This is a genomic window from Massilia sp. LXY-6 (assembly GCF_051233485.1).
GTDB lineage: Bacteria > Pseudomonadota > Gammaproteobacteria > Burkholderiales > Burkholderiaceae_D > Telluria.
The window spans coordinates 113,200-133,516 of sequence record NZ_JBKFGF010000026.1; the positions used below are offsets into that span (position 1 = coordinate 113,200).

The 20,317-nt window shown below is 65.7% G+C and carries 20 protein-coding genes; 10 read left to right on the forward strand and 10 right to left on the reverse strand.

Features of this window, described 5'->3' with window-relative positions:
* Positions 1 to 64: 64 nt before the first annotated feature.
* Complete coding sequence (gene dapB / locus ACI48D_RS13355; RefSeq protein WP_435571713.1) at positions 65 to 877, reverse strand: 4-hydroxy-tetrahydrodipicolinate reductase; 813 nt, start codon at positions 875 to 877, stop codon at positions 65 to 67.
* 5 nt (positions 878 to 882) lie between these two features.
* Complete coding sequence (locus ACI48D_RS13360; RefSeq protein ID WP_435571714.1) at positions 883 to 1,500, reverse strand: outer membrane protein assembly factor BamE; 618 nt, start codon at positions 1,498 to 1,500, stop codon at positions 883 to 885.
* A gap of 78 nt (positions 1,501 to 1,578) precedes the next feature.
* On the opposite strand from ACI48D_RS13360, the gene fur reads away from it, so the two are divergent.
* Positions 1,579 to 2,007, forward strand: a complete 429-nt coding sequence (gene fur, locus ACI48D_RS13365) for a ferric iron uptake transcriptional regulator (RefSeq protein WP_435571715.1) — start codon at positions 1,579 to 1,581, stop codon at positions 2,005 to 2,007.
* Between the two features lie 50 nt (positions 2,008 to 2,057).
* Here the strand turns inward: fur and hrcA are convergent, their stop codons facing one another.
* Positions 2,058 to 3,071 carry a heat-inducible transcriptional repressor HrcA gene (gene hrcA, locus ACI48D_RS13370; protein ID WP_435571716.1) on the reverse strand — a complete coding sequence of 338 codons (1,014 nt, stop codon included), beginning with the start codon at positions 3,069 to 3,071 and terminating at the stop codon, positions 2,058 to 2,060.
* 49 nt (positions 3,072 to 3,120) lie between these two features.
* Complete coding sequence (locus ACI48D_RS13375) at positions 3,121 to 3,834, reverse strand: HAD family hydrolase (RefSeq protein WP_435571717.1); 714 nt, start codon at positions 3,832 to 3,834, stop codon at positions 3,121 to 3,123.
* Positions 3,835 to 4,025: 191 nt separating this feature from the next.
* Between ACI48D_RS13375 and ACI48D_RS13380 the strand changes: the two genes are divergently transcribed.
* Positions 4,026 to 4,643: a hypothetical protein gene (locus ACI48D_RS13380; protein WP_435571718.1), complete on the forward strand. Its 618-nt coding sequence runs from the start codon at positions 4,026 to 4,028 to the stop codon at positions 4,641 to 4,643.
* A gap of 15 nt (positions 4,644 to 4,658) precedes the next feature.
* On the forward strand, positions 4,659 to 5,351 hold the full coding sequence (locus ACI48D_RS13385) for a hypothetical protein (protein ID WP_435571719.1): 693 nt from the start codon (positions 4,659 to 4,661) through the stop codon (positions 5,349 to 5,351).
* A gap of 173 nt (positions 5,352 to 5,524) precedes the next feature.
* Here the strand turns inward: ACI48D_RS13385 and ACI48D_RS13390 are convergent, their stop codons facing one another.
* Complete coding sequence (locus tag ACI48D_RS13390) at positions 5,525 to 5,734, reverse strand: hypothetical protein (protein ID WP_435571720.1); 210 nt, start codon at positions 5,732 to 5,734, stop codon at positions 5,525 to 5,527.
* 230 nt (positions 5,735 to 5,964) lie between these two features.
* Here ACI48D_RS13390 and ACI48D_RS13395 point away from each other — a divergent pair, with 230 nt between their 5' ends.
* Entirely contained in the window at positions 5,965 to 6,771 is an 807-nt protein-coding gene (locus tag ACI48D_RS13395; RefSeq protein ID WP_435571721.1) for a DUF6851 domain-containing protein, read from the forward strand.
* Here the strand turns inward: ACI48D_RS13395 and rsmA are convergent, their stop codons facing one another.
* The 4 genes from rsmA to ACI48D_RS13415 are packed head-to-tail and all read right to left on the reverse strand — an operon-like array spanning position 6,772 to position 12,376.
* Positions 6,772 to 7,548: a 16S rRNA (adenine(1518)-N(6)/adenine(1519)-N(6))-dimethyltransferase RsmA gene (gene rsmA, locus ACI48D_RS13400; protein WP_435571722.1), complete on the reverse strand. Its 777-nt coding sequence runs from the start codon at positions 7,546 to 7,548 to the stop codon at positions 6,772 to 6,774.
* An 8-nt stretch (positions 7,549 to 7,556) separates the two neighbouring features.
* Positions 7,557 to 8,600: a 4-hydroxythreonine-4-phosphate dehydrogenase PdxA gene (pdxA, locus tag ACI48D_RS13405; RefSeq protein ID WP_435571723.1), complete on the reverse strand. Its 1,044-nt coding sequence runs from the start codon at positions 8,598 to 8,600 to the stop codon at positions 7,557 to 7,559.
* Between the two features lie 2 nt (positions 8,601 to 8,602).
* Positions 8,603 to 10,030 carry a peptidylprolyl isomerase gene (locus ACI48D_RS13410; protein WP_435571724.1) on the reverse strand — a complete coding sequence of 476 codons (1,428 nt, stop codon included), beginning with the start codon at positions 10,028 to 10,030 and terminating at the stop codon, positions 8,603 to 8,605.
* A 51-nt stretch (positions 10,031 to 10,081) separates the two neighbouring features.
* A complete protein-coding gene (locus tag ACI48D_RS13415) occupies positions 10,082 to 12,376 on the reverse strand; it encodes an LPS-assembly protein LptD (RefSeq protein ID WP_435571725.1) in 2,295 nt (764 codons plus the stop codon).
* 95 nt (positions 12,377 to 12,471) lie between these two features.
* Here ACI48D_RS13415 and ACI48D_RS13420 point away from each other — a divergent pair, with 95 nt between their 5' ends.
* The 4 genes from ACI48D_RS13420 to ACI48D_RS13435 are packed head-to-tail and all read left to right on the forward strand — an operon-like array spanning position 12,472 to position 16,770.
* Positions 12,472 to 13,530 (forward strand): aminoglycoside phosphotransferase family protein, encoded by a 1,059-nt coding sequence (locus ACI48D_RS13420; RefSeq protein ID WP_435571726.1) that lies wholly within the window; start codon positions 12,472 to 12,474, stop codon positions 13,528 to 13,530.
* A 14-nt stretch (positions 13,531 to 13,544) separates the two neighbouring features.
* On the forward strand, positions 13,545 to 14,270 hold the full coding sequence (murU, locus tag ACI48D_RS13425; protein ID WP_435571727.1) for an N-acetylmuramate alpha-1-phosphate uridylyltransferase MurU: 726 nt from the start codon (positions 13,545 to 13,547) through the stop codon (positions 14,268 to 14,270).
* Positions 14,267 to 15,601, forward strand: coding sequence for a Xaa-Pro aminopeptidase (gene pepP, locus ACI48D_RS13430; RefSeq protein WP_435571728.1), 1,335 nt, complete (start codon positions 14,267 to 14,269; stop codon positions 15,599 to 15,601). The genes murU and pepP overlap by 4 nt, the downstream gene beginning before the upstream one ends.
* On the forward strand, positions 15,598 to 16,770 hold the full coding sequence (locus ACI48D_RS13435) for a UbiH/UbiF/VisC/COQ6 family ubiquinone biosynthesis hydroxylase (RefSeq protein ID WP_435571729.1): 1,173 nt from the start codon (positions 15,598 to 15,600) through the stop codon (positions 16,768 to 16,770). Before pepP ends, ACI48D_RS13435 begins: the two co-directional genes overlap by 4 nt.
* On the opposite strand, the gene ACI48D_RS13440 is transcribed toward ACI48D_RS13435, so the two are convergent.
* Complete coding sequence (locus ACI48D_RS13440; protein ID WP_435571730.1) at positions 16,767 to 17,678, reverse strand: LysR family transcriptional regulator; 912 nt, start codon at positions 17,676 to 17,678, stop codon at positions 16,767 to 16,769. The genes ACI48D_RS13435 and ACI48D_RS13440 overlap by 4 nt on opposite strands.
* Before the next feature lie 434 nt (positions 17,679 to 18,112).
* Between ACI48D_RS13440 and ACI48D_RS13445 the strand changes: the two genes are divergently transcribed.
* Positions 18,113 to 19,336: a glycosyltransferase family 4 protein gene (locus ACI48D_RS13445; protein WP_435571823.1), complete on the forward strand. Its 1,224-nt coding sequence runs from the start codon at positions 18,113 to 18,115 to the stop codon at positions 19,334 to 19,336.
* Positions 19,293 to 20,162 carry a phytanoyl-CoA dioxygenase family protein gene (locus tag ACI48D_RS13450; protein ID WP_435571731.1) on the forward strand — a complete coding sequence of 290 codons (870 nt, stop codon included), beginning with the start codon at positions 19,293 to 19,295 and terminating at the stop codon, positions 20,160 to 20,162. Before ACI48D_RS13445 ends, ACI48D_RS13450 begins: the two co-directional genes overlap by 44 nt.
* Positions 20,163 to 20,317: the final 155 nt, after the last annotated feature.

Sequence of the window (20,317 nt, forward strand, 5' to 3'; positions counted from 1 at the left end):
GTCAGTATGCCAGCAGATTGCCAGCAAAGCCGTCCAGTTCGGCGGGCGTGCGGATGATGCGGGCTCAGGCGCTCTTCAGCCCCAGCACATCCTGCATGTCGTACAAGCCGGTCTGCTTGTCGGCCAGGAAGCGCGCGGCGCGCAACGAGCCCTGGGCGTAGCTGACGCGGCTGCTCGACTTGTGGCTGATCTCGATGCGCTCGCCGATGCCGGCGAACAGCACGGTGTGGTCGCCGACGATGTCGCCGCCGCGCACGGTGGCGAAGCCGATGGTCGACGGGTCGCGCTCGCCGGTCACGCCTTCGCGGCCGTAGACGGCGCACTGCTGCAGGTCGCGGCCGAGGGCGTCGGCGATGACCTCGCCCATCTTCAGCGCGGTGCCGGACGGGGCATCGACCTTGTGGCGGTGGTGGGCTTCGATGATCTCGATATCGTAGCCTTGCGAGAAGTTCTTCGCCGCCATTTCCAGCAGCTTCAGCGTGACGTTCACGCCGATGCTCATGTTCGGCGCGAACACGATCGCGGTCTTCTCGGCGGCGGCGCGGATCGCGGCCTTGCCGGCCTCATCGAAACCGGTGGTGCCGATGATCACCTTGATGCCGTGCTCGGCGCAGTAGGCGAGGTGCTGCAAGGTGCCTTCCGGACGGGTGAAGTCGATCAGGTACTGGGCGCCGGCCAGGCCCTGGGCCAGATCGGAGCGGATCGTCACGCCGGTCAGCTGGCCCGAGAAAGCACCGGCGTCCGAGCCGATGAAGGGATTGCCTTCGCGGTCGAGCGCGCCGGCCAGGCTTGCGTCGTCGGCTGCCGCGATGGTCTCGATCAGCATGCGGCCCATGCGGCCGCTGGCGCCGGCGACGGCGATGTTCAATTGGCTCATGCTCCTCACTCCCCGCCGCGCTTGGCCGCGTCTTCGCGCTTGCGCTTCAGTTCGTCCAGCGATTCCTGCTCGCTCTTGGTCTCGTACTTCGAGATGCCGATCAGGCGCGAGATGTATTCGCGTTCGGTCGGCAGGTTGCCGCCGTCGATTTTGGCCAGCAGGTTGTCCTTGAAGTAGACGGTGACGCGGCTGGTGGTCAGCTCGCCGTTGCCGCGCGCGAGGTAGAACGGATAGTCCCAGCGGTCGGCGTGGAAAACGTCGGTCAGCAGCGGGGTGCCGAGGATGAACTTGACCTGGTCGCGGGTCTGGCCGACTTTCAGCTGGCTCAGCATTTCCTGCGATACGAAGTTGCCCTGCTGGATGTCCGGACGATACGGCGAGAATACCCACAGGAATTTCTGCAGCTTGGTGACGGTGGTCGTCTGCGCGCCCGCATTCGCAATTGCCGCGGACTTGTCGGCGTCGGCGGCGACCGCGGCGGGGGCGGTGCTCACCGGCGCTGCCGGCTTGGTCTGGTTACGCCAGGATGCGCAGCCGGAGAGCGCCAGCGCCGTCACGGCGAGGCCGGCCGCGAGCACAGCCCGGGTATGGGAACGATGGAAAACGGCATTCATGGCGCGCATATCTAACCTTAAATCGATTGAGCGAGGCTACGGAAACGCTATATCATAAAGCACTCCGCCCATCTACGAGTAACAAACATGAGCAACAACCCAACCGACTTGAAGGCCAGCGGCCTCAAAGCGACACTGCCGCGGCTGAAAATCCTGGAGATTTTTCAGAACAGTACGGTGCGGCACTTGACGGCGGAAGATGTCTACAAAACCCTGTTGAATGAGAATATGGACGTGGGCCTGGCGACGGTGTACCGTGTGCTGACCCAGTTCGAACAGGCTGGACTGCTGAACCGCAATCACTTTGAAACCGGCAAGGCCATCTACGAGCTGAACGCCGGCTCGCACCACGACCACCTGGTCTGCCTGGACTGCGGCCACGTCGAAGAGTTCTACGACGAAGAGATCGAAAACCGCCAGCAGAAGATCGCCCTGGAACGCGGCTTCAAGATCGCCGAACACGCGCTCGCCATCTACGGCAACTGCGTCAAGCCGAACTGCCCGCACCGGCATTGAGGGAAGCCTCGCTCGCGACGGTTTTCGAGGCTCCCGATACGCTAGCTAAATCACGAGTGACTGAGTGCGTTCGACAGCAGCTTGGCGGTGATGTCGACGATCGGGATCACGCGCTCGTAGGCCATGCGGGTCGGGCCGATCACGCCGAGGGTGCCGACGATCTTGCCGTTCACTTCATAGGGCGCGGTGACGACGCTCATCTCGTCCATCGGCACCAGCTTGGATTCGCCGCCGATGAAGATCTGCACCCCGCCGGCCTTGCTGGAGACGTCCAGCAGCTGCATCAGGCCGGTCTTCTGCTCGAACATCTCGAACATCTGGCGCAGCGAGCTCATGTTGGAGGACAGGTCGCTCACCGACAGCAGGTTGCGCTCGCCGGAGATGACCATGTCGTCGGCGTCCTGCAGCGCTTCGGTGCCGGCTTCGACCGCGGCCTGCATCAGGCGCCCCATGTCGTCGCGCAGCTGGCGCAGCTCGCCGCTCAGGCGCGCCCGCACCTGGTCGAAGGACAGGCCGGCGAAATTCTGGTTCAGGTAGTTGGCCGACTGGATCAGCTCGGAAGGCGAATAATCGACGTCGGTCAGCAGCAGGCGGTTCTGGACGTCGCCGCGCGGGTCGACGATGACCAGCAGGATGCGCTTTTCCGACAGGCGCAGGAATTCGATCTGCTGGAACGCCGATTCGCGGCGCGGGCTCTGCACCACGCCGGCGAACTGCGACAGCGAGGACAGCATCTGGGCCGCGTTGGCGAGCACCTTCTGCGGCTGGTGCGCGGGGAGGCGCATGCCGGCTTCGACGGCGTTCTCGTCGATCTGGCGCACGGTCAGCAGGGTGTCGACGAAGATGCGGTAGCCGCGCGGCGTCGGGATCCGGCCAGCCGAGGTGTGCGGGCTGGCGACATAGCCCATTTCCTCGAGGTCGGCCATGATGTTGCGGATCGTGGCCGGCGACAGGTCGAGGCCGGAAATCTTCGACAGCGCGCGCGAGCCGACCGGCTGGCCGTCGGCGATATAACGCTCGACCAGCGCCTTCAGCAGGGTTTGTGCACGGTTATCGAGTTGCATGGTTCACATTATGCCTGTTAGCTTGCCGCATGTGCAGTCATGCGCGCAGTCAGCCATGATTGCGCTTGAGCCAGTCCAACAGCCCGTCGAAGTCGCGCACGATCGCATCCGGTTCGACCCCGTGCTCGAGATGCTTGTTGCTGCCATTACGGTTCATCCACACCCCGCGCATGCCGACGTTCTGGGCGCCCTGCACGTCGAGCAGCACGTCGTCGCCCACGTACACGGCATCCCAGGGCGCCACGTCCAGCGCGCGGCAGCCGGCCATGAAGATCGCCGGGTCCGGCTTGGCCACGCCGAGCAGGGGCGCCGATATCCAGGCCTTGAAATGGTGGTCCAGGCCGATCGACCGCAGATCGGCATTGCCGTTCGTGATCGCCCCCAACGCTACCCTCCCCTTCAGGCGCAGCAGGCCCGGCACCACGTCGTCGTAGGGCACCACCGCGTTGCGCGCGGCAAAGAATTCCGCCATCGCCAGCTCCACCTTGGCGGCATCCTCGCCGGCCTGCTGGAAGGCGTCGAGCAGGCCGGCGCGGCGCAGCTTGCCCAGGTCGAGCTGGAATTCCGGCTGCCGCGCCAGCAGCTCCAGGCGCGCCTGGCGCAGCCCGTCGATCGTGAATTGCTGGGCGACGCGCGGTGCGTGCTCGCGCAGCCAGGCGAACAGGGTCTCCTCGGCCTGCAGGATCACCGGGGCGATCGGCCACAGCGTATCGTCGAGGTCGAACAGAATGGCCTTGGGCCAGTCGCGTCGGGTTGTCGTCATATTCGGGAATGAAAGGAGGGCCATTCAAGCATAGCGAGGCCTGCCGTGAAAAGCAACGCATGGACGTCGTTACACCGTGATACAAAGGCAAATGAGGCCGCGGCTTGCCAAATGCTCTAAAATGTCGGGCAATATTCTACTCAGCGGTGCCGCCGGTCCTGCCGTGCGCCATCCCGTCCAACGGAGATTCTATGAAGAGTTCGACCCTGTATGCCGGCGCTGCGCTGGCATGCGCGCTTGGCCTGTCCGCCTGCGGTGGCGGCAGCGGTGACCTGCCCCTGACCGTGTCGATCAGCGGCGGCGTGACCAAGGAAGGCCTGGTACTGCGCAACGAAGGCAACGGCGAGGAAGTCACGGTGCCGGCCGGCGCCGCCAGCGTCCAGTTCAAAAAATACCTGTCGACCGACGACGAATTCAACATCGTCACCAAGTCCGTGCCGTCCAACGTCAGCACCTGCACGATCAGCAACGGCAAGGCGCGCGCCAACTACTACACGATCTACACCGTCGTGCCGACGGTATTCTGCACCATCAAGCCGCACCCGCTGTCGGTCGCGGTGAACGGCCTGAACGATTCCGGCCTGGTGCTGGTGAACGGCTCGGATCGCCAGCCGGTGACGCCGCCGGCGACCGCCGGCGCCCAGGTCACGGTTTCGATGGCGCAGATTCCCGAGGATGGCTCCTACGTCGTCAAGATCTTTTCCGATCCGGGCACCCAAAAATGCGACATCAGCGGCGGTACCGGCAGCATGGGAGCGACCGGCCCGAGCACCGCGCCGGTAGTTACCTGCGGTCCCAAGCCCCAATAATCTGGAGAATAGAGTATGAAGTTCCACCTCGCGCGCCCGGCCCTGGTCCTGGCTTCCTCCCTGGCTCTGGCGTCCTGCGGCGGCGGCGGCGGCAAGGAGACCTATCCGGTCAAGGTGACGATCTCGAACGTCCAGTATCCGGGTCTGATCCTGACCACCAACGGCCAGGAAGTAGCCGTTCCCATGCCTGCCAAGGCTGGAGACCCTGTCGTCGTCACGTTCCCGAAGGCGCTCGACTACGGCACCTACTACCAGGTGGTGCCGAAGGGCGGTACCGCCGCCGGCGGCGGCGCCCAGCCGGCGCACCAGAACTGCGCGACCAACAGCTACCCGCGCGAATACGGCACAGCCGGCCAGACTGCCTCGATCGAATCGGCGCGCACGGCGGCGATCGAGGTGTTCTACAGCTGCAGCCTTAAGGCATATGCGCTGAGCGGTACTGTTACCGGTCTGACCAGCGGTAGCCTGACACTGATCAATGGCAGTACCGGCGGCCAAGTCACCGTCACGGGCTCTACCACGACCACCCCGATTCCGTTCACGCTGCCTGCTGTGGCTTACGGTTCAAGCTTCAGCGTCGACGTATTCCCCCAACCCGATGGCTTCCACTGCGCGGTAGCCAATGGCGTTGGCGAGATGAAGGAAACCCAGGAAGCAGCAGGCGGCGTCACCAACGTCGCTGTGACTTGCACCCCAACTACCCCCTGATCCAGGCAGAGCTAGCGCCGGAGGAGATATATCTATTTTTTATATCGAGTATATAAAAGAGAAATTGGACGAATATGCTGTGATGCAGCATACTGCTTCTGTCTCCTCCAACTCTCCTCAGAAAAGAATTGGATTTAAGCCCGCCTCAACAGCGGGCTTTTTTTTCGCCTGTGTCAGGAGACGGCGCCTTGGATGCCGGCTTTCTCGGCAGGCGTCAGGCGCTTGGCGCTCACCTTCACCACCGCCATCTGCTTGCCCTCGACCGATACCTGGGCATCGTAGCGCGCGCGTGCGTTTTCACTGGCGGCGCTGGCCACGCTGGCGACACCAGTGAGGAAGGCGGCGGCCAGGAAGATCGCTTCCATGTTTTTCATGACGTTCATGTCGGTTCTCCTTCGTCTGGATGAACTTGCGTTGTGTCTTTCGATGCTGTCACTGTAGGCGCCTGCAGCCCTGCCTTCCAGCGGACTGCGACGAACTGCGTAAAACGCGGGATGGACGCCAAAAAACCGGGACTGCGCGTTGCGACGCCTTGCCTTTACGCCTGAGAACGCTCAATAGCGTGCCCGCCCATGCTCGCCATACTCGACGGCGGCACGGATGCGGAGGCGAAATGAAACGAGAGAACTTTCTGAAACTGGGTTCCGGCACGGTCGTCGGCTGGAACCGGCTGGCCCTGCAAGCAATCCGCACTGCGCAGCCGGGCCCGTTGACATCGGCGCGCACGCTGGCGCTCCTGCACACCTGCATGTACAACGCCTGGGCCGCCTACGACGCCGCCGCGCGCCAGACCGCGCACGGGGTGGCGGTGCGGCTGCCGCGCGCCGAGCGCAGCGCGGCCAGCAAGGGCATTGCCATGAGCCATGCGGCGCATGCGGCGCTGACCGGGCAGTTCCCGGCGCAGCGGGCCGCCTTCGACGCCTGGATGGCCGGGCTGGGCCTGGACCGGGCGGCGCCAGGCGGGCCCCTGACCCCGGCCGGCATCGGCCGCACCCAGGCCGCCAGCATGCTCGACTTCTGCCGCCGCACCGGCGCCGATGTCCTTGCGGCTCCTGGCCTGCCGCCGCTCGCCGAACCGGCGCCCGGCCGCTGGTGCCTGGCGGCGCAGCGCCTTTCCGAACGCGACGGCTACGGCGACGACCAGGACGTGCGCCTGTTTTTTGCGCTTGCCAACGCCCTCGCCAACGCCGCCGTCGCCGGCTGGGGCGGCGCAGCGGGCGCCGGGCCGGCCAGGCCGGCCGCCTTGCACGGCAGTGCCGGCGCAGCAGCAAACGAAGTCATCCGGCGCTTTGCGGGCGAGGTAGGCGGCGACACGCGCGCCAGGGCCGGCTCGGCCGGACAGGAATTGGGAAGACAGGTGGGCGCGCGCGCATTCGACGATGCGCGCCGCCTTTGGGAAGGGGAATCGAAGCCGGCTTGATTACACCGGCTTGAGCAGATTGGCCAGCGCCACGTACTGCTCCAGCCCGACCGTTTCCGGGCGCGCGCCCGGATCGATGCCGGCCTCGACCAGCTGCTGCTCGGTGAACATGCCGGCCACGCAATTCTTGATGACCTTGCGCCGCTGCGAGAAGGCCTTGGCGACCACCGCTTCCAGCGTCGCCGCGTCGGCCGGCAGCTGGCGCTTCGTCGGCACCATGCGCACGATCGCCGATTCCACCTGCGGCGGCGGATCGAAGGCGGTGGGCGGCACCACGAACAGCATCGCCATGTCGTAGCGCCATTGCAGCATCACGGACAGGCGGCTGTAGGCCTTGGTGCCGGGTTCGGCCACCATGCGCTCCACTACTTCCTTCTGCAGCATGAAGTGCTGGTCCTCGACCAGGTGGGCATACTCGGCCAGGTGGAACAGCAGCGGGCTCGAGATGTTGTAGGGCAGGTTGCCGACCACGCGCAGCTTGGTCCCTTCGCGGACCGGAATCGATCCGAAATCGAACTTCAGGGCGTCGCCCGAATGGACGGTGAGACGCTCGCGCGGATAGGCTTTTTCCAGGCGCGCCACCAGGTCGCGGTCCAGCTCGACCACGTGCATGTGGTCGAGCTCCTTGAGCAGCAGCGAGGTCATCGCCGCCAGGCCGGGGCCGATTTCGACCATGGTCTCGCCCTGGCGCGGGCCGATGGCGTCGATGATGTCGTGGAGGACGTGGGCGTCGGTCAGGAAGTTCTGGCCGAAGCGCTTGCGGGCTACGTGTTTCATGGGTTTTCTTAGGTTGTTGCTCGGGCGCGGACCATCGAGAGCGCGACGCGGATCGCCTCCTCCATGCTGCCGCAATCGGCCAGGCCGAGGCCCTGCGCGGCCAGGTCCAGCGCCGTGCCGTGGTCGACCGAGGTGCGGATCAGGGGCAGGCCCAGCGTAATGTTGACACCGCGTCCGAAGGTGGCGTGCTTGAGCACCGGCAGGCCCTGGTCGTGGTACATCGCCAGCACGGCGTCGGCGTCCTGCAAGTACTTCGGCTGGAACAGGGTGTCGGCCGGATACGGGCCGCGGGCGTCGATGCCGCGCGCGCGCGCCGCTTCCAGGGCCGGGGTAATCACCTCGATTTCCTCGCGGCCCAGGTAGCCGTTCTCGCCGGCGTGCGGATTCAGGCCGGTGACCAATATGCGTGGCGCAGCGATGCCGAACTTGCCGCGCAGGTCGGCGTGAAGGATGTCCAGCACCTGGTCCAGGGTCTCGCGCGTGATCGCGGCCGGCACGTCTTTCAGCGGGAGGTGGGTGGTGGCCAGCGCAACCCGCAGATACGGCTGATCCGGTCCCGGCGAGCCGGCCAGCATCATCACCACTTTCGGGGTGCCGGTCTTCTCGGCCAGGTATTCGGTGTGGCCGGAAAACGCGATCCCGGCATCGTTGATGGTGCTTTTCTGCAGCGGTGCGGTGACGATGGCGTCGAACCAGCCGGCACCCGCGCCTTCGATGGCCAGGTCGAGCGTGGCCAGCACCGCGCGCCCGTTGTTGGCGTCGAGCCGGCCCGGCACCACGTGGGCGTCGAGCGGCACATCGATCACGGGGATCGTGGCGGGGCCGAAATGCGGCAGTCCGCTGTGGCGCAGCGCCATCGTCGACAGCGCCGACAGGCGGATTGCCGGGTCGATCAGGCTGGCCGTCAGCGCAAGAAAGGCGGCGTCGCCGATCAGCACGCACCTGGCCTGCTCGCGCAGGGCCCAGGCGGCGCGGACCGCGATTTCCGGGCCGATCCCGGCCGGCTCGCCGACCGTGACGGCCAGCGTGGGACGTACGCCCGGGATGGCCATGCTTATTTGTCCTCGCGGAACTCGACGTAGGCGCGGTCGCGGATCTGGCGTGCCCAGTCTTCCATCGCTTCCTGGCGCTTGCGCTCGGTGAGCACCTGGCGGGCCGCCGCGCGCTCCTTGTCCTTCGAGGTGTCCTGGCTCTTGCGCTCGACCACCTGGATGATGTGCAGGCCGAACGGCGTCTTGACCGGGTCCGAGATCTGGCCCGGCTTCAGCGCATTCATCGCGCTCTCGAATTCCGCCGGGATGTCGCCGGTTTCGACCCAGCCCATGTCGCCGCCTTTGGCCGCGTAGCTGTCCTGCGAATTCTGGCGCGCCAGGTCTTCGAAGCTCGCCTGCTTGCTCTCGATCTTGGCCTTGAAATCAAGCAGCTTCTTGCGATCCTCTTCCTCGGTCTGGGTCGGAGTCACCTTCAGCATGATGTGGCGGGCGTGGGTCTGCTGCACCGCGGCCTGTTCCTGCTGTTGTTGCTGGGCTTCCGGCTTGCGCACGTTGGCCAGCTTCAGGATCAGGAAGCCGAAATTGGTGCGCATCACCGGCGTGACCTGGCCCGGCTTCAGCTTGCGCAGCTCGCTCGCGAAGGTCTGCGGCAGGCGGTCCGGGTCGCGCCAGCCGATCGCGCCACCCTGCAGGGCGTCCGGGGCGTCGGAATAGGTGGCGGCCATCTTGGCGAAGTCGGCGCCGGTGCGCAGCTGGCGCGCGACCTCGTCGGCCCTGGCCTTGCGCGCCGCGATCTGCTCGGGCGAGGCGTTTTCCGGGATGCGCACCAGGATCTGCGAGATGTCCATCTCGACGCGGTCGGCGGCGGCGGCCTTCTCGGCTGCCATATAGGTGTCGATCTCGGCGTCCGAGACCTGGATCTTGCTGTCGACCTCATGGTCGATCAGGCGCTGCATGATGATCTCATTGCGGATCTGCTCGCGGAACTGGGCGAAGGTCATGCCTTCTTTTTCCATCTGGTTGCGCATCTCCTGCACGCTCATCTTCTGCGATTCGGCGATGCGGCCGATGGCGCGGTCGAGCTCGATGTCCGAGACGCGGATGCCGAATTCCTTGCCCAGCTGGAGCTGGGCGCGCTCGGTGATCATGGCCTCGACCACCTGGCGGCGCAGGTCTTCCGGATCGGGCAGTTGCGCATTCTGGGCGCGCAGGCGCGCGGTGATCTCATTGACGCGGTTGTCGACTTCACGCCTGGTGATGACTTCGTCGTTGACGATGACATACACGGAATCGATGACCTTGGCGCTGCTCGACGCCGGCGGCAGGAAACCCGTGCCCGGCTTCGCCGCAGGGGCCGCCGGAGCGCCGGGGGCAGCAGCAGGGGCACCGGTAGCCGGCGCGCCGGAGCGCTGGGCCAGGACGTCGCCGGCTGCGAGGGCGCACAGCAGGACTGCGGCCAGCTTGACTTGATGCAAACGGGTGGTACGCATATTCAGGGAAGCACTCATTTCAGGGGTTCTAGTTGTCCATGGCCCAGCCGCTCAAGGGCGGCCGACGTTGGTATTCAGCCGGGTGTAGCCCGGGATGCTCTTGTTAAAGGATTCCAGCGGATTGCCGAAGCCCAGGCGCGACAGGCCGTTCAGCTCGAGCTGGAAGAAGATCGGCGTCGAGGTCGTCTGCAGCGCGGTCACGAAGCGCTGCGCACCCATCCGGAACACCCAGCAGTCCGCCTTGTACTCGAGTCCGATGAGGCTCTCGAGCAGCTTGCGGTCGCGCGTCGAATAGCTGATCCGCCCCACGCCGTACCAGCGCCGCGACAGCGGCCATTGGCCCGATATGTCGGCATTCCGGAAACCGCTGACGATGCCGATGGCGTCACGCTGGTAACGGTACTCGAAATTCAGCACCTTCATCGGCGCCGGATTCCACTGCACCCCGTAGTTCTTGCTGTACAGGCTACGGCTCTGCGCATCGTATTGTACGCCGCTGTCGAAGCTCCAGGATTCCGAAATGCGGCCGGAGGCGGCCAGCAGCGCGTCCGAACGGGTCACTTCCGGCGCTTCCGACGGGTTCAGTTGCACGCGCGGATTCACATGCGGGTCGCTGAAGTAGTAGCGGCTGCCCGCCACCAGGCGCAGGCGCTCGGCGCCGTTGGACTCGATGAAGCGCGACACCACCGCCGCCGTCAGCTGGTTGGCGTCCGACACCCGGTCGGCGCCAACGAAGCGGTTTTCCGTGAACAGCTGGGCGTAGTTGAAGCCGGCCACCGCGGTGTCGAAGTTCGGGATCGCGCTCTGGTTCCTGTACGGGGTGCGCACGTAGAACAGGCGCGGTTCCAGGGTCTGGGTCGAACCTTCGCCGAACAGGCTGCTCTTGCGCTCGAAGATCAGGCCGCTGTCCAGCGACACGGTCGGCAGCACGCGCGAGATCCGGTCATGTTCCAGATTGGTGGCCGGATCGATGTTGTGCTCGAGGTCGTACTGGGTCGCGTGCAGGATCACCTTGGGCGTGACGAACCAGCCCGGGCGCACCACGGGATAACTGACCTGGCTCACCAGGTTGGCGCGGTTGCCCTGCACCATCTTGTTGTCCGGGTGCGAGAAGCGCACCAGCTCGGCGTCCACCGCCCAGTCGAAGCCGCCCAGCACGTCGTAGCGGCCGGCGTGGAAGTTAATCTGCGGCAAGCGGTCGTAGGGACGCGGCACCGTCAACGCCCCCGCGTTTGGGTTGTTCGGGTTCCGCGACGCCGGGTCCTGCAGCACTTGGTAGCTCTGGGCGCGCACGTTCACGCTCCAGTAATGGCCGGAATAGTCGGTGCGCAGCTCACGCAGCAGCTGGCGCTCGGCGCTGGCCGCCACGGTGCGCGAGAAGTCGGACGGGTATTCGTCGTCGGACGCCGCGTGCGCGTTCCAGCCGTAGGTCCAGCCCGGCGCCAGGGCCTGGCTGTGCAGGGTGTCGATCCACCAGCGGTTGCGGTGCGCCACGCGGTCGTTCGGCAGCGCCTCGATGTGGGTTTCGCCGCTGTACAGCCCGCGCGAAGTCTCGCCGATGTAACGGCCGGTCGCGCCCATCTGCAGGCCGCGGTCGAACATATAGCGCGGATACAGCGTCAGGTCGCGGTTCGGCGCGATGTTGACGTAGTACGGCACCATGATCTCGGCGGCGCCCTTCGAGCCGGCGCCGATCGAGGGTGGCAGCCAGCCCGAGCGGCGCGCGCCGGACAGCGAGAACGACAGCGCCGGGGTGCCGAGGATGGGCACGTTCTTGAAGTAGATGACGGTCTTGCCGGCGGTGCCGACGTCACGCCCGCTGTCCAGGTTCAGGGTGCTGGACTTCAGGTACCAGTCCGGATCCGGGCCTTCGCAGGTGCTGTAAGTGCCGTCCACCACCACGGCCTGGTTCTCGCCGAGGAAGTCGATGCGCGCGGCCTTGCCCTGGCCGTTATTCATCTGCAAATGGTAGGCCGGGTTCAACACCCAGCCCTTGCCGGTTTCGAGGTTCAGCTGCAGCGCGTCGCCCTTGTAGCGGTCGCCGAAGCGCCACATCGTGATGTGGCCCTGGGCCGTCACCTCGTCTTCCACCTGGCGGAAGCAGGCGGTGTCGGCGGTGATGCCGGTGGCCCCGCGCGTCACTTCGACGTTGCGGAACATGTTCAGCTCGCGGTCAGGGCGGCCGGTGAATTCCTCGGCACGCATGGTCGTGGGCTGGTCCTGGTCGTCGCCACGCGGACCCGCTGGCGCGGTCTGCGCATACAGCGGTCCCGTGGCCACGGCGACAAGGGCGGACAAGGCGGCGGCACGCCGCGGCGGGAAAGGGAGGGCCGTAATCCAGCTCATGAACGATCGCGTTGCACCATAGAGGGCGATTTTTTGGATTGAATCCCTTATTATATGGGAATTCCTATCACCAACCGGATTCACCGGGACGCTTCATGTCTTCTCTGTCTCAACACTCCCCCACTAACGCCGACAAGGACGTCCGGCTGGCCCAGCTGAGCGCATGGCTGGGCACCCTGGACCTGGTCGACGTCGGGAGCCTGCGCCCCGCCTCGGCCGATGCCAGCTTCCGCCGCTACTTCCGGCTCGATGTTGTGCCGGCGCTACGTGCCAAGCTGGGCGACACCCTGGTCGCGATGGACGCGCCGCCCGAGCGCGAAAACGTGCCGGCCTTCATCCACGTCGACGGCCTGCTGTTCGACGCCGGCGTGACCGTGCCCGCGATCGTCGCCCGCAAGGTCGAGGACGGCTTTTTGCTGCTGTCCGACCTCGGCACCACGACCTACCTGCAGCGCCTGAACCCGGACAACGCCGCCTTCATGTACTCGGACGCGGTGGATGCCCTGATCAAGTTCCAGCTCACCAGCCAGGCCGGCGTGCTGCCCGAATTCGACCGCGCCTTCGTGCTGCGCGAAATGAACCTGTTTCCGGAATGGTTCATTGGCCGCCACTTGGGGCTGCAGATGAACGACATCCAGAAGGCCCAGCTGGACAAGGTGTTCGAGGCGATCACCGCCAACGTGCTGGCCCAGCAGCAGGTGTTCATGCACCGCGATTTCCATTCGCGCAACCTGATGTTCCTCGACCAGGGCAACCCGGGCGTGCTGGACTTCCAGGATGCCGTGTTCGGCCCCATCACCTACGACCTGGCCTCGCTGCTGCGCGACGCCTACGTCCAGTGGGACGAGGAATTCGTGCTCGACTGGGTGGTACGCTACTGGCAAAGCGCGAAGACGGTCGGCCTGCCGGTTAACCCGGACATCGACGCCTTCTACCGCGACTTCGAATACATGGCCCTGCAGCGCCACCTGAAAATCCTCGGCATCTTCTGCCGCCTGAACTACCGCGACGGCAAGCCGGTGTACATGGGCGACCTGCCGACCGTGATGGACTACGTGCGCAAGACCGCCAACCGCTACATCGAACTCAAACCGCTGCTGCGCCTCCTCGATGCCTTCGAGGACAAGGCGCCGCAAGTCGGCTACACCTTCTGACCGGACTCACGCGCATGAAAGCCATGATCTTCGCCGCCGGCCGCGGCGAGCGGATGCGTCCGCTGACGGACAGCTGTCCGAAGCCCCTGCTCAAGGTGCGCGGCCGCCCGCTCATCACCTACCACGTGATCAACCTGGTGCGTGCCGGCATCAAGGACATCGTCATCAACCACTCCCACCTCGGCCACATGATCGAGGAGGAACTGGGCGACGGCAACCGCTACGGCGCGCGCATCGTCTACTCCCACGAGCCGACGCCGCTGGAAACCGCCGGCGGCATCGCCAACGCCCTGCACCTGCTGGGCGACGAGCCTTTCCTGGCCGTGTCGGGCGACATCTATGCGCCCTACTTCGACTTCGAACAGGTGCTGGACGCGCTGCCGGATAACGATGCCGTCGGCCGACCGATCCCCGCCGACAAGCGCGACATCGCCTGGCTGTACCTGACGCCGAACCCCTGGCACAACCCGGACGGCGACTTCGGCCTGACGATGTACACGCTGTCGAACGAAGGCGCGCCGAAGTGGAACTTCGCCGGCATCGGCGTCTACCGTCCGGAAATGTTCGACGGCATCAAGGCCGGCGAGTTCCTGAAATTCGGCCCGCTCATGCGCAAGTTCATCGACGCGGGCCGGGTCGGCGGCGAAATCTACGATGGCGAATGGGTCAACGTGGGCACCGTGCGCCAGCTCGAAGAACTCAACGCCCCCTATTCCTCCAGGACCAAGACCGCACCATGACCGATTACGCAGCACGCCGCGCGCGCCTGGCCGCGCAGATGCTGCCGGGCGCGGTGGCCGTGCTGCCGACCGCGCCGGAAGTACTGCGCAACGGCGACAGCGACTACCCCTACCGGCACGACAGCTATTTTCATTACCTGACCGGGTTCGGTGAACCGGAAAGCGTGCTGGTGCTGCTTGCCGCGCAGGGCGAGCGGCCGGCCCGCGCCATCCTGTTCTGCCGCGAGAAGAACCCGGAGCGCGAAATCTGGGACGGCTACCGCTACGGCCCCGAGGCCGCGCGCACGGCCTTCGGCATGGACGAAGCCTGGCCGGTTTCCGAACTCGACGCCCGCCTGCCCGACCTGCTGGCCGACGCCCCCGCGCTGTACTACGCCACCGCCTCGAATGCCGCGCTGGACGCGCAGGTACAAGCCTGGATCAAGGCGGTGCGCGCCCGCGCGCGCAGCGGCGTGACGGCGCCGGCCGCCTTCCACGACCTGCTGCCGCTGCTGGACGAGATGCGCCTCATCAAGGACGAGGACGAACAGGCGACCATGCTGCGCGCCGGCGAGATCTCGGGCCATGCGCACGCGCGCGCGATGCGCGCCGCCCGCCCCGGCCTGCACGAATACGCGCTGGAAGCGGAGCTGCTGTACGCGTTCCGCCGCAACGGCGCCCAGTTCCCGGCCTATACCCCGATCGTCGCTTCCGGCCCGAATGCCTGCGTGCTGCACTACAACGTCAACGACCGCCTGATGCAGGACGGCGAGCTGGTGCTGATCGACGCCGGCTGCGAGCTCGATGGCTATGCCTCGGACATCACCCGCACCTTCCCGGTGAACGGCCGCTTCAGCCCCGCCCAGCGCAGGCTGTACGAACTGGTGCTGGCGGCCCAGGAGGCGGCCTTCGCGGCGATCGCGCCGGGCCGCCCGTATAGCGCCTTCCACGAGGCGGCCCTGCGCGTGCTGGTCCGGGGCATGCTGGACCTCGGCCTGATCCCCGCAGGGAAGTTCGACAGCGTGGAAGACGCCATTGCCGCGAAAGCCCATGTGCCCTTCTACATGCACGGTACCGGCCACTGGCTGGGCATGGACGTGCACGACGTCGGCGCCTACCGCGACCTAGCGCAGGCCGAGAAACCCTCGCGTGCGCTGCGTCCGGGCATGGCGCTGACCGTGGAACCGGGCATCTACGTGCGCCCGGCGGACGGCGTGCCGGAAGCGTACTGGCACATCGGCATCCGCATCGAGGACGACGTGATCGTCACCGAGGACGGCTACCGGATCCTGACGTCGAGCGCGCCGAAGACGGTGGAAGAGATTGAAGCATTGGTGGGAAAGGGAGCATGAGCAGCGCGACGACGACTGAAGAAACGCTGGTGGCCGACGTTGCCATCTGCGGCGCCGGCCCGGTCGGCATGGCGCTAGCGGCGCTGCTGGCGCGGCGTGGTGTCCCGGGCAATCGCATCGTCCTCATCGACGGCAAGTCGCTGGGCCAGGCGATCTCGGACCCGCGCTCGATCGCGCTGGCCTGGGGCAGCCGCCTTCTGCTGGAAGACGTCGGCGCCTGGCCCGGCATCTCGGCCTCGGCGACTGCCATTCACCAGATCCACGTCTCGCGCCGCGGCCACCTGGGCCGCAGCGTGATGGACCGCGCCGAGCACGATCTCGACGCGCTGGGCTATGTGGCCCGCTACGGCGACGTGGTCGATGCCCTCGCGCGCGCCTGCGAGCGCGCCGGCGTGCAGGTGCTGCGCCCGCTGCGCGTGAGCGGCATCGACGAGCACACCGATGGCGTGCAGCTGCACCTGGACGACGGCCGCACCCTGCACGCCCAGGTCGCGATGCAGGCCGAGGGCGGCGTGTTCGGCCAGCAGGCGGAAAAAACCGCCACGCGCGACTACGGCCAGACCGCCGTGATCGCGCGCGTTTCAAGCAGCGCGCCGATTCCGCACCGCGCCTTCGAACGCTTCACCGACGAAGGCCCGCTGGCCCTGCTGCCGCAGGCGGGCGCGGACGGCCACCAATACGCCTTGGTGTGGTGCGTGCGCCCCGAGCGCGCCCAGCACCTGCTGGACCTGGGCGAAGACGATTTCCTGCGCGAGCTGGGCGACGCCTTCGGCGAGCGGCTCGGCCGGTTTACGGGCACCTCGCAGCGCGTGGCATTCCCGCTCGGCCTGAACGCGGACCCGCGCGCGACCGCGCGCACGGTCGCGATCGGCAACGCGGCCCAGACCCTGCATCCGGTCGCCGGCCAGGGCCTGAACCTGGGCCTGCGCGATGCGGCGGTGCTGGCGCGCCTGCTGGCACGCGAGATGACGCCGGCCGCACTCGAGCGCTTCAAGAGCGAGCGCGAAGCCGACCGCAAGATGGTGATCCGCGCCACCGACACGATGGCGCGCGTGTTTGCCGGCAAAGGGCCGCAGCAGGCGCTGTTCGGGCTGGGCCTCGCCGCGCTGGACACGGTGAAACCGGCGCGGACACTCCTGGCCGAACTGATGATGTTCGGACGGCGTTAGACTCCCTGGCTGGTCTGGTTCGCCGCCTGCGAGCGGATCAGCTCCACCAGCTCGCGCGCGTAGGCCGGCAGCCGTTCCAGTTCCTGCACCAGCACGCTGCGTTCGCGCACCGCCCACAAGTCGGTCAATTCCACCAGCGCCAGCCGCATGCTGCGGCTGTGGCGCAGCGCCGCCGACTGCGGCAGGATGCCGATCCCGACGTCCGCCTCCACCATGCGGCACATCGCATCGAAACCCCTCACCTGGATCCGCAGCTGCAGGCGGTGGCCGCTGTCGACCACGACCTTGTTCAGGAAATGCTGCAGGGTGCTGCCCTCGTGCAGGCCGATGTGCGGATAGTCGAGGGTCTCGGCGAAACTGATGCTGCCCGCCTTGGCCAGCGGGTGGTCGACGGCGGTGGCCAGCACCAGCCGGTCGGTCGAAAAATTGATGATCTCGATGCCCTGGCCCTGCACCGGCCCGGCCGCGATCCCGATATCGGCGGTACCTTCCTGCACCCCGCGCACGATGTCGTGGTTGAGCCGCTCTTCCAGCGCCACGTTCACCTGCGGATGCGAAGCCAGGAACAGGCCCAGCACCTGCGGCATGAATTCGGTCACCGCCGTGGTGTTGGCGAAGATGCGGATATGGCCCTTGATGCCATTGTTATATTGCTGCATATCGCTCTTGAGGCGCTCGAGCTGCTGCATGAACTGCTGCGCGTGCGCCAGCAAGGTCTCGCCGGCCGGCGACAGCTGCACACCCTTGCTTTCGCGATACAGCAGGCGCATGCCGAAGCGCGATTCCAGTTCCTTCATCCGGTTGCTGGCGGCGCCCAGCGACAAATGCATGCGCTCGGCCGCGCGGGTCAGGCTCTTCAATTCCGCGACCAGGATGAACAGGCGCAGGTCGGTCAGGTCGAACAACATTGGCGGATTCCTTGTGTGATGCGGGAATTGTAGCCCAAGGGTTCACTCCTCCCTGGGTGGTGGATTATTCACACTGAATGACCGCGCACGATTCATGCAAAAAAGTCAATATTTACTAAAAGTCATAAAATGGTGATGAGCATCAAACAAACGTTTGAGCGGTCTACCCAACTTATCGTGCAGTCATAGCGCCCCGCAAGGGACTGCACGCCGACGCTCTGCTGGGCCAGGCGAACACCTGCCGATAGCATCGTGTCGCAGTCCTCTGAATGGAGTGCCTTTTGAACAGTTTCAAAGTTGAACTCGGGCAGAACGATGCCACGGCATTTGAACCCGACGCGCCACCGCTCGGGCCGCGAGCTTTCGTCGGCGGTCGGCGTCCGGCCGTATCGCCGCCCCCTGCGCGGCGTCATCCGAACGAGAAACAGACGCCGATCCAAGTAGTAACTTTCAGCACCTTGTACCCGAACAGCCAGGCACCTCATCACGGGATTTTCACGGAAACCAGCCTGCGCCAGCAGATGAAAACAGGGAACGTCAACGCGATCGTAGTCGCTCCAGTGCCCTGGTTTCCGTTCAAATCCCTGTTGTTCGGGGTATACGGGCGCTACGCCCGCACGCCCCGCTATGAGGTACGCCACGGCGTCGAAGTCCATCATCCACGCTACCTGGCCCTGCCGGGACTGGGCATGTACTTCGCTCCCTGGACATTGGCGCACGTGGCCCGCCGCGCCATCGATCAGCTGCTTCGGGATGGAGTGAGGGTAGACGTGATCGATGCCCATTATTTTTATCCGGATGGTGTGGCCGCGGTCATGGCGGGCCGGGCCTTGCGCCGTCCGGTGGTCGTCAGCGCGCTCGGCTCGGACATCTCCCTGTTGCCGCGCTTTCGTCTGCCGCGCGTCCTCATCCAGTGGGCTGCCCGGCGCGCGGCCGCGATAGTCGGCGTCTGCGATGCACTCAAGTCCGAAATGGTCCGCCTCGGATTCGAGGCGGCGCGGGTGCACACGCTGCGCAATGGCGTCGACCTGGACTTGTTTTATCCCGAACCGCGCGCGCATGCACGCGCCCTGCTCGGCCTGAAGCGCTTCACGCTCCTATCGGTCGGCCACCTGGTCGTCCACAAAGGTCACGAACATGTCATTGGCGCGTTGGCACATCTGCCAGATGTCGAGCTGATCGTGGTGGGCGAAGGCCCGGAGCAGGATCGCTTGAAAACACTGGCTGCACGGATTGGCGTGCAGGACCGGGTCCAGTTCGCGGGAACAGTCAGCCAGTCCTCACTGCGCACCTACTATTCGGCGGCAGACGCGCTCGTGCTGGCCTCCAGCCGCGAGGGCTGGGCCAATGTATTGCTCGAATCGATGGCCTGTGGCACGCCAGCCTTGGCCAGCGCTGTCTGGGGCACGCCCGAGGTCATTCGTTCACCTGCGGCCGGGCGCTTGCTCGGCGAACGCTCCGCTAACGGGGTCGCGGCCGCCGTGCAAGCGCTACGCGCTGACTATCCCGACCGTACGGCGACGCGCAAGTATGCCGAACAGTTTTCCTGGCAGGCCACTGCAGAAGCCAAGCTATCACTATTCTCACTAGCCATTCACGCATCCCCGGACAACCATGTACAGCTCGAACGATCTGTTGGACCTGAAACTGCAGTTTGACACGCAAGGCTTCGTTCATCTGCCAGGCCTGCTTGAACCCGCCCTGACCCACCGCGTGCGCCGCGCCTTCAATGCGGTGCGGGACGCCCACAGCGCCGCGACCGCACAAGCACGGCGGCAAGGCGCTCGATTTGTCGACCTGCCGGCCATCCTGGACGCCGATCCGGTGTTCGTCGATCTGGTCGATCTACCTGTCCTGCTTCCCCTGCTGCGCATGACGATCGGCGAGGATATCGCGTTGAGCGAAACGAGTGCCCGGCTGTTTTTTCCGGGGCCGACCTTTACCAGTCCATTTCATTCCGACGTCGCACGCGTTCTCGGCGTCAATCATGCCCACACGCCAAACTTGCTGGTGAAGTTGCACATCTTTTTTGAAGACTTGGCGCCGGACCAGGGCTGCCTCGCGTTCATCCCGGGCAGCCAGCACTTCCCGCCCATGCACGTCGATCCTCACCGCCCCACGTTGGCAAGATCGTCGGCGGTACAGCGGATCGTGCCCCGGGCCGGAGACGCCGTGCTATTCAATACGCACGTTCTCCACATGGCAGAGGATAATCGTAGTGCAGAGATTCGTACATCGCTCATCTACACATACGGGCATTTCTGGATGAAGTCATCTGCGAGTGCAGTTCCTTCCGACCTGGCACGCTTTGCCAACTCACCGCAACGCCAGCAGCTCTTTGGCGTAGACCTGCCAGGGGTCAGCCATTTTTCGAGACGACTCGATACGCTCGGGCCACCGCCCCCCTTGAAGCAGCTTCAACGGCTCGGCGAGCGCGTCGCGCATCGATTCCTATCCCTCAACACCTTGCCACCAAGGGCCTAAAGATCGCGATGACCGTCGGGTAACGGGACATCGGTGGCTTCACCGAAATCGTAGCCCCCTTCCGAAAGCACCGATTGTGTCTTTCTGCTGCCAGGTCCAGGCCGGCCCTCCCGCGACGTAGTGGAAGCGGAGCTGCTGTACGAATTCAGCCGCTA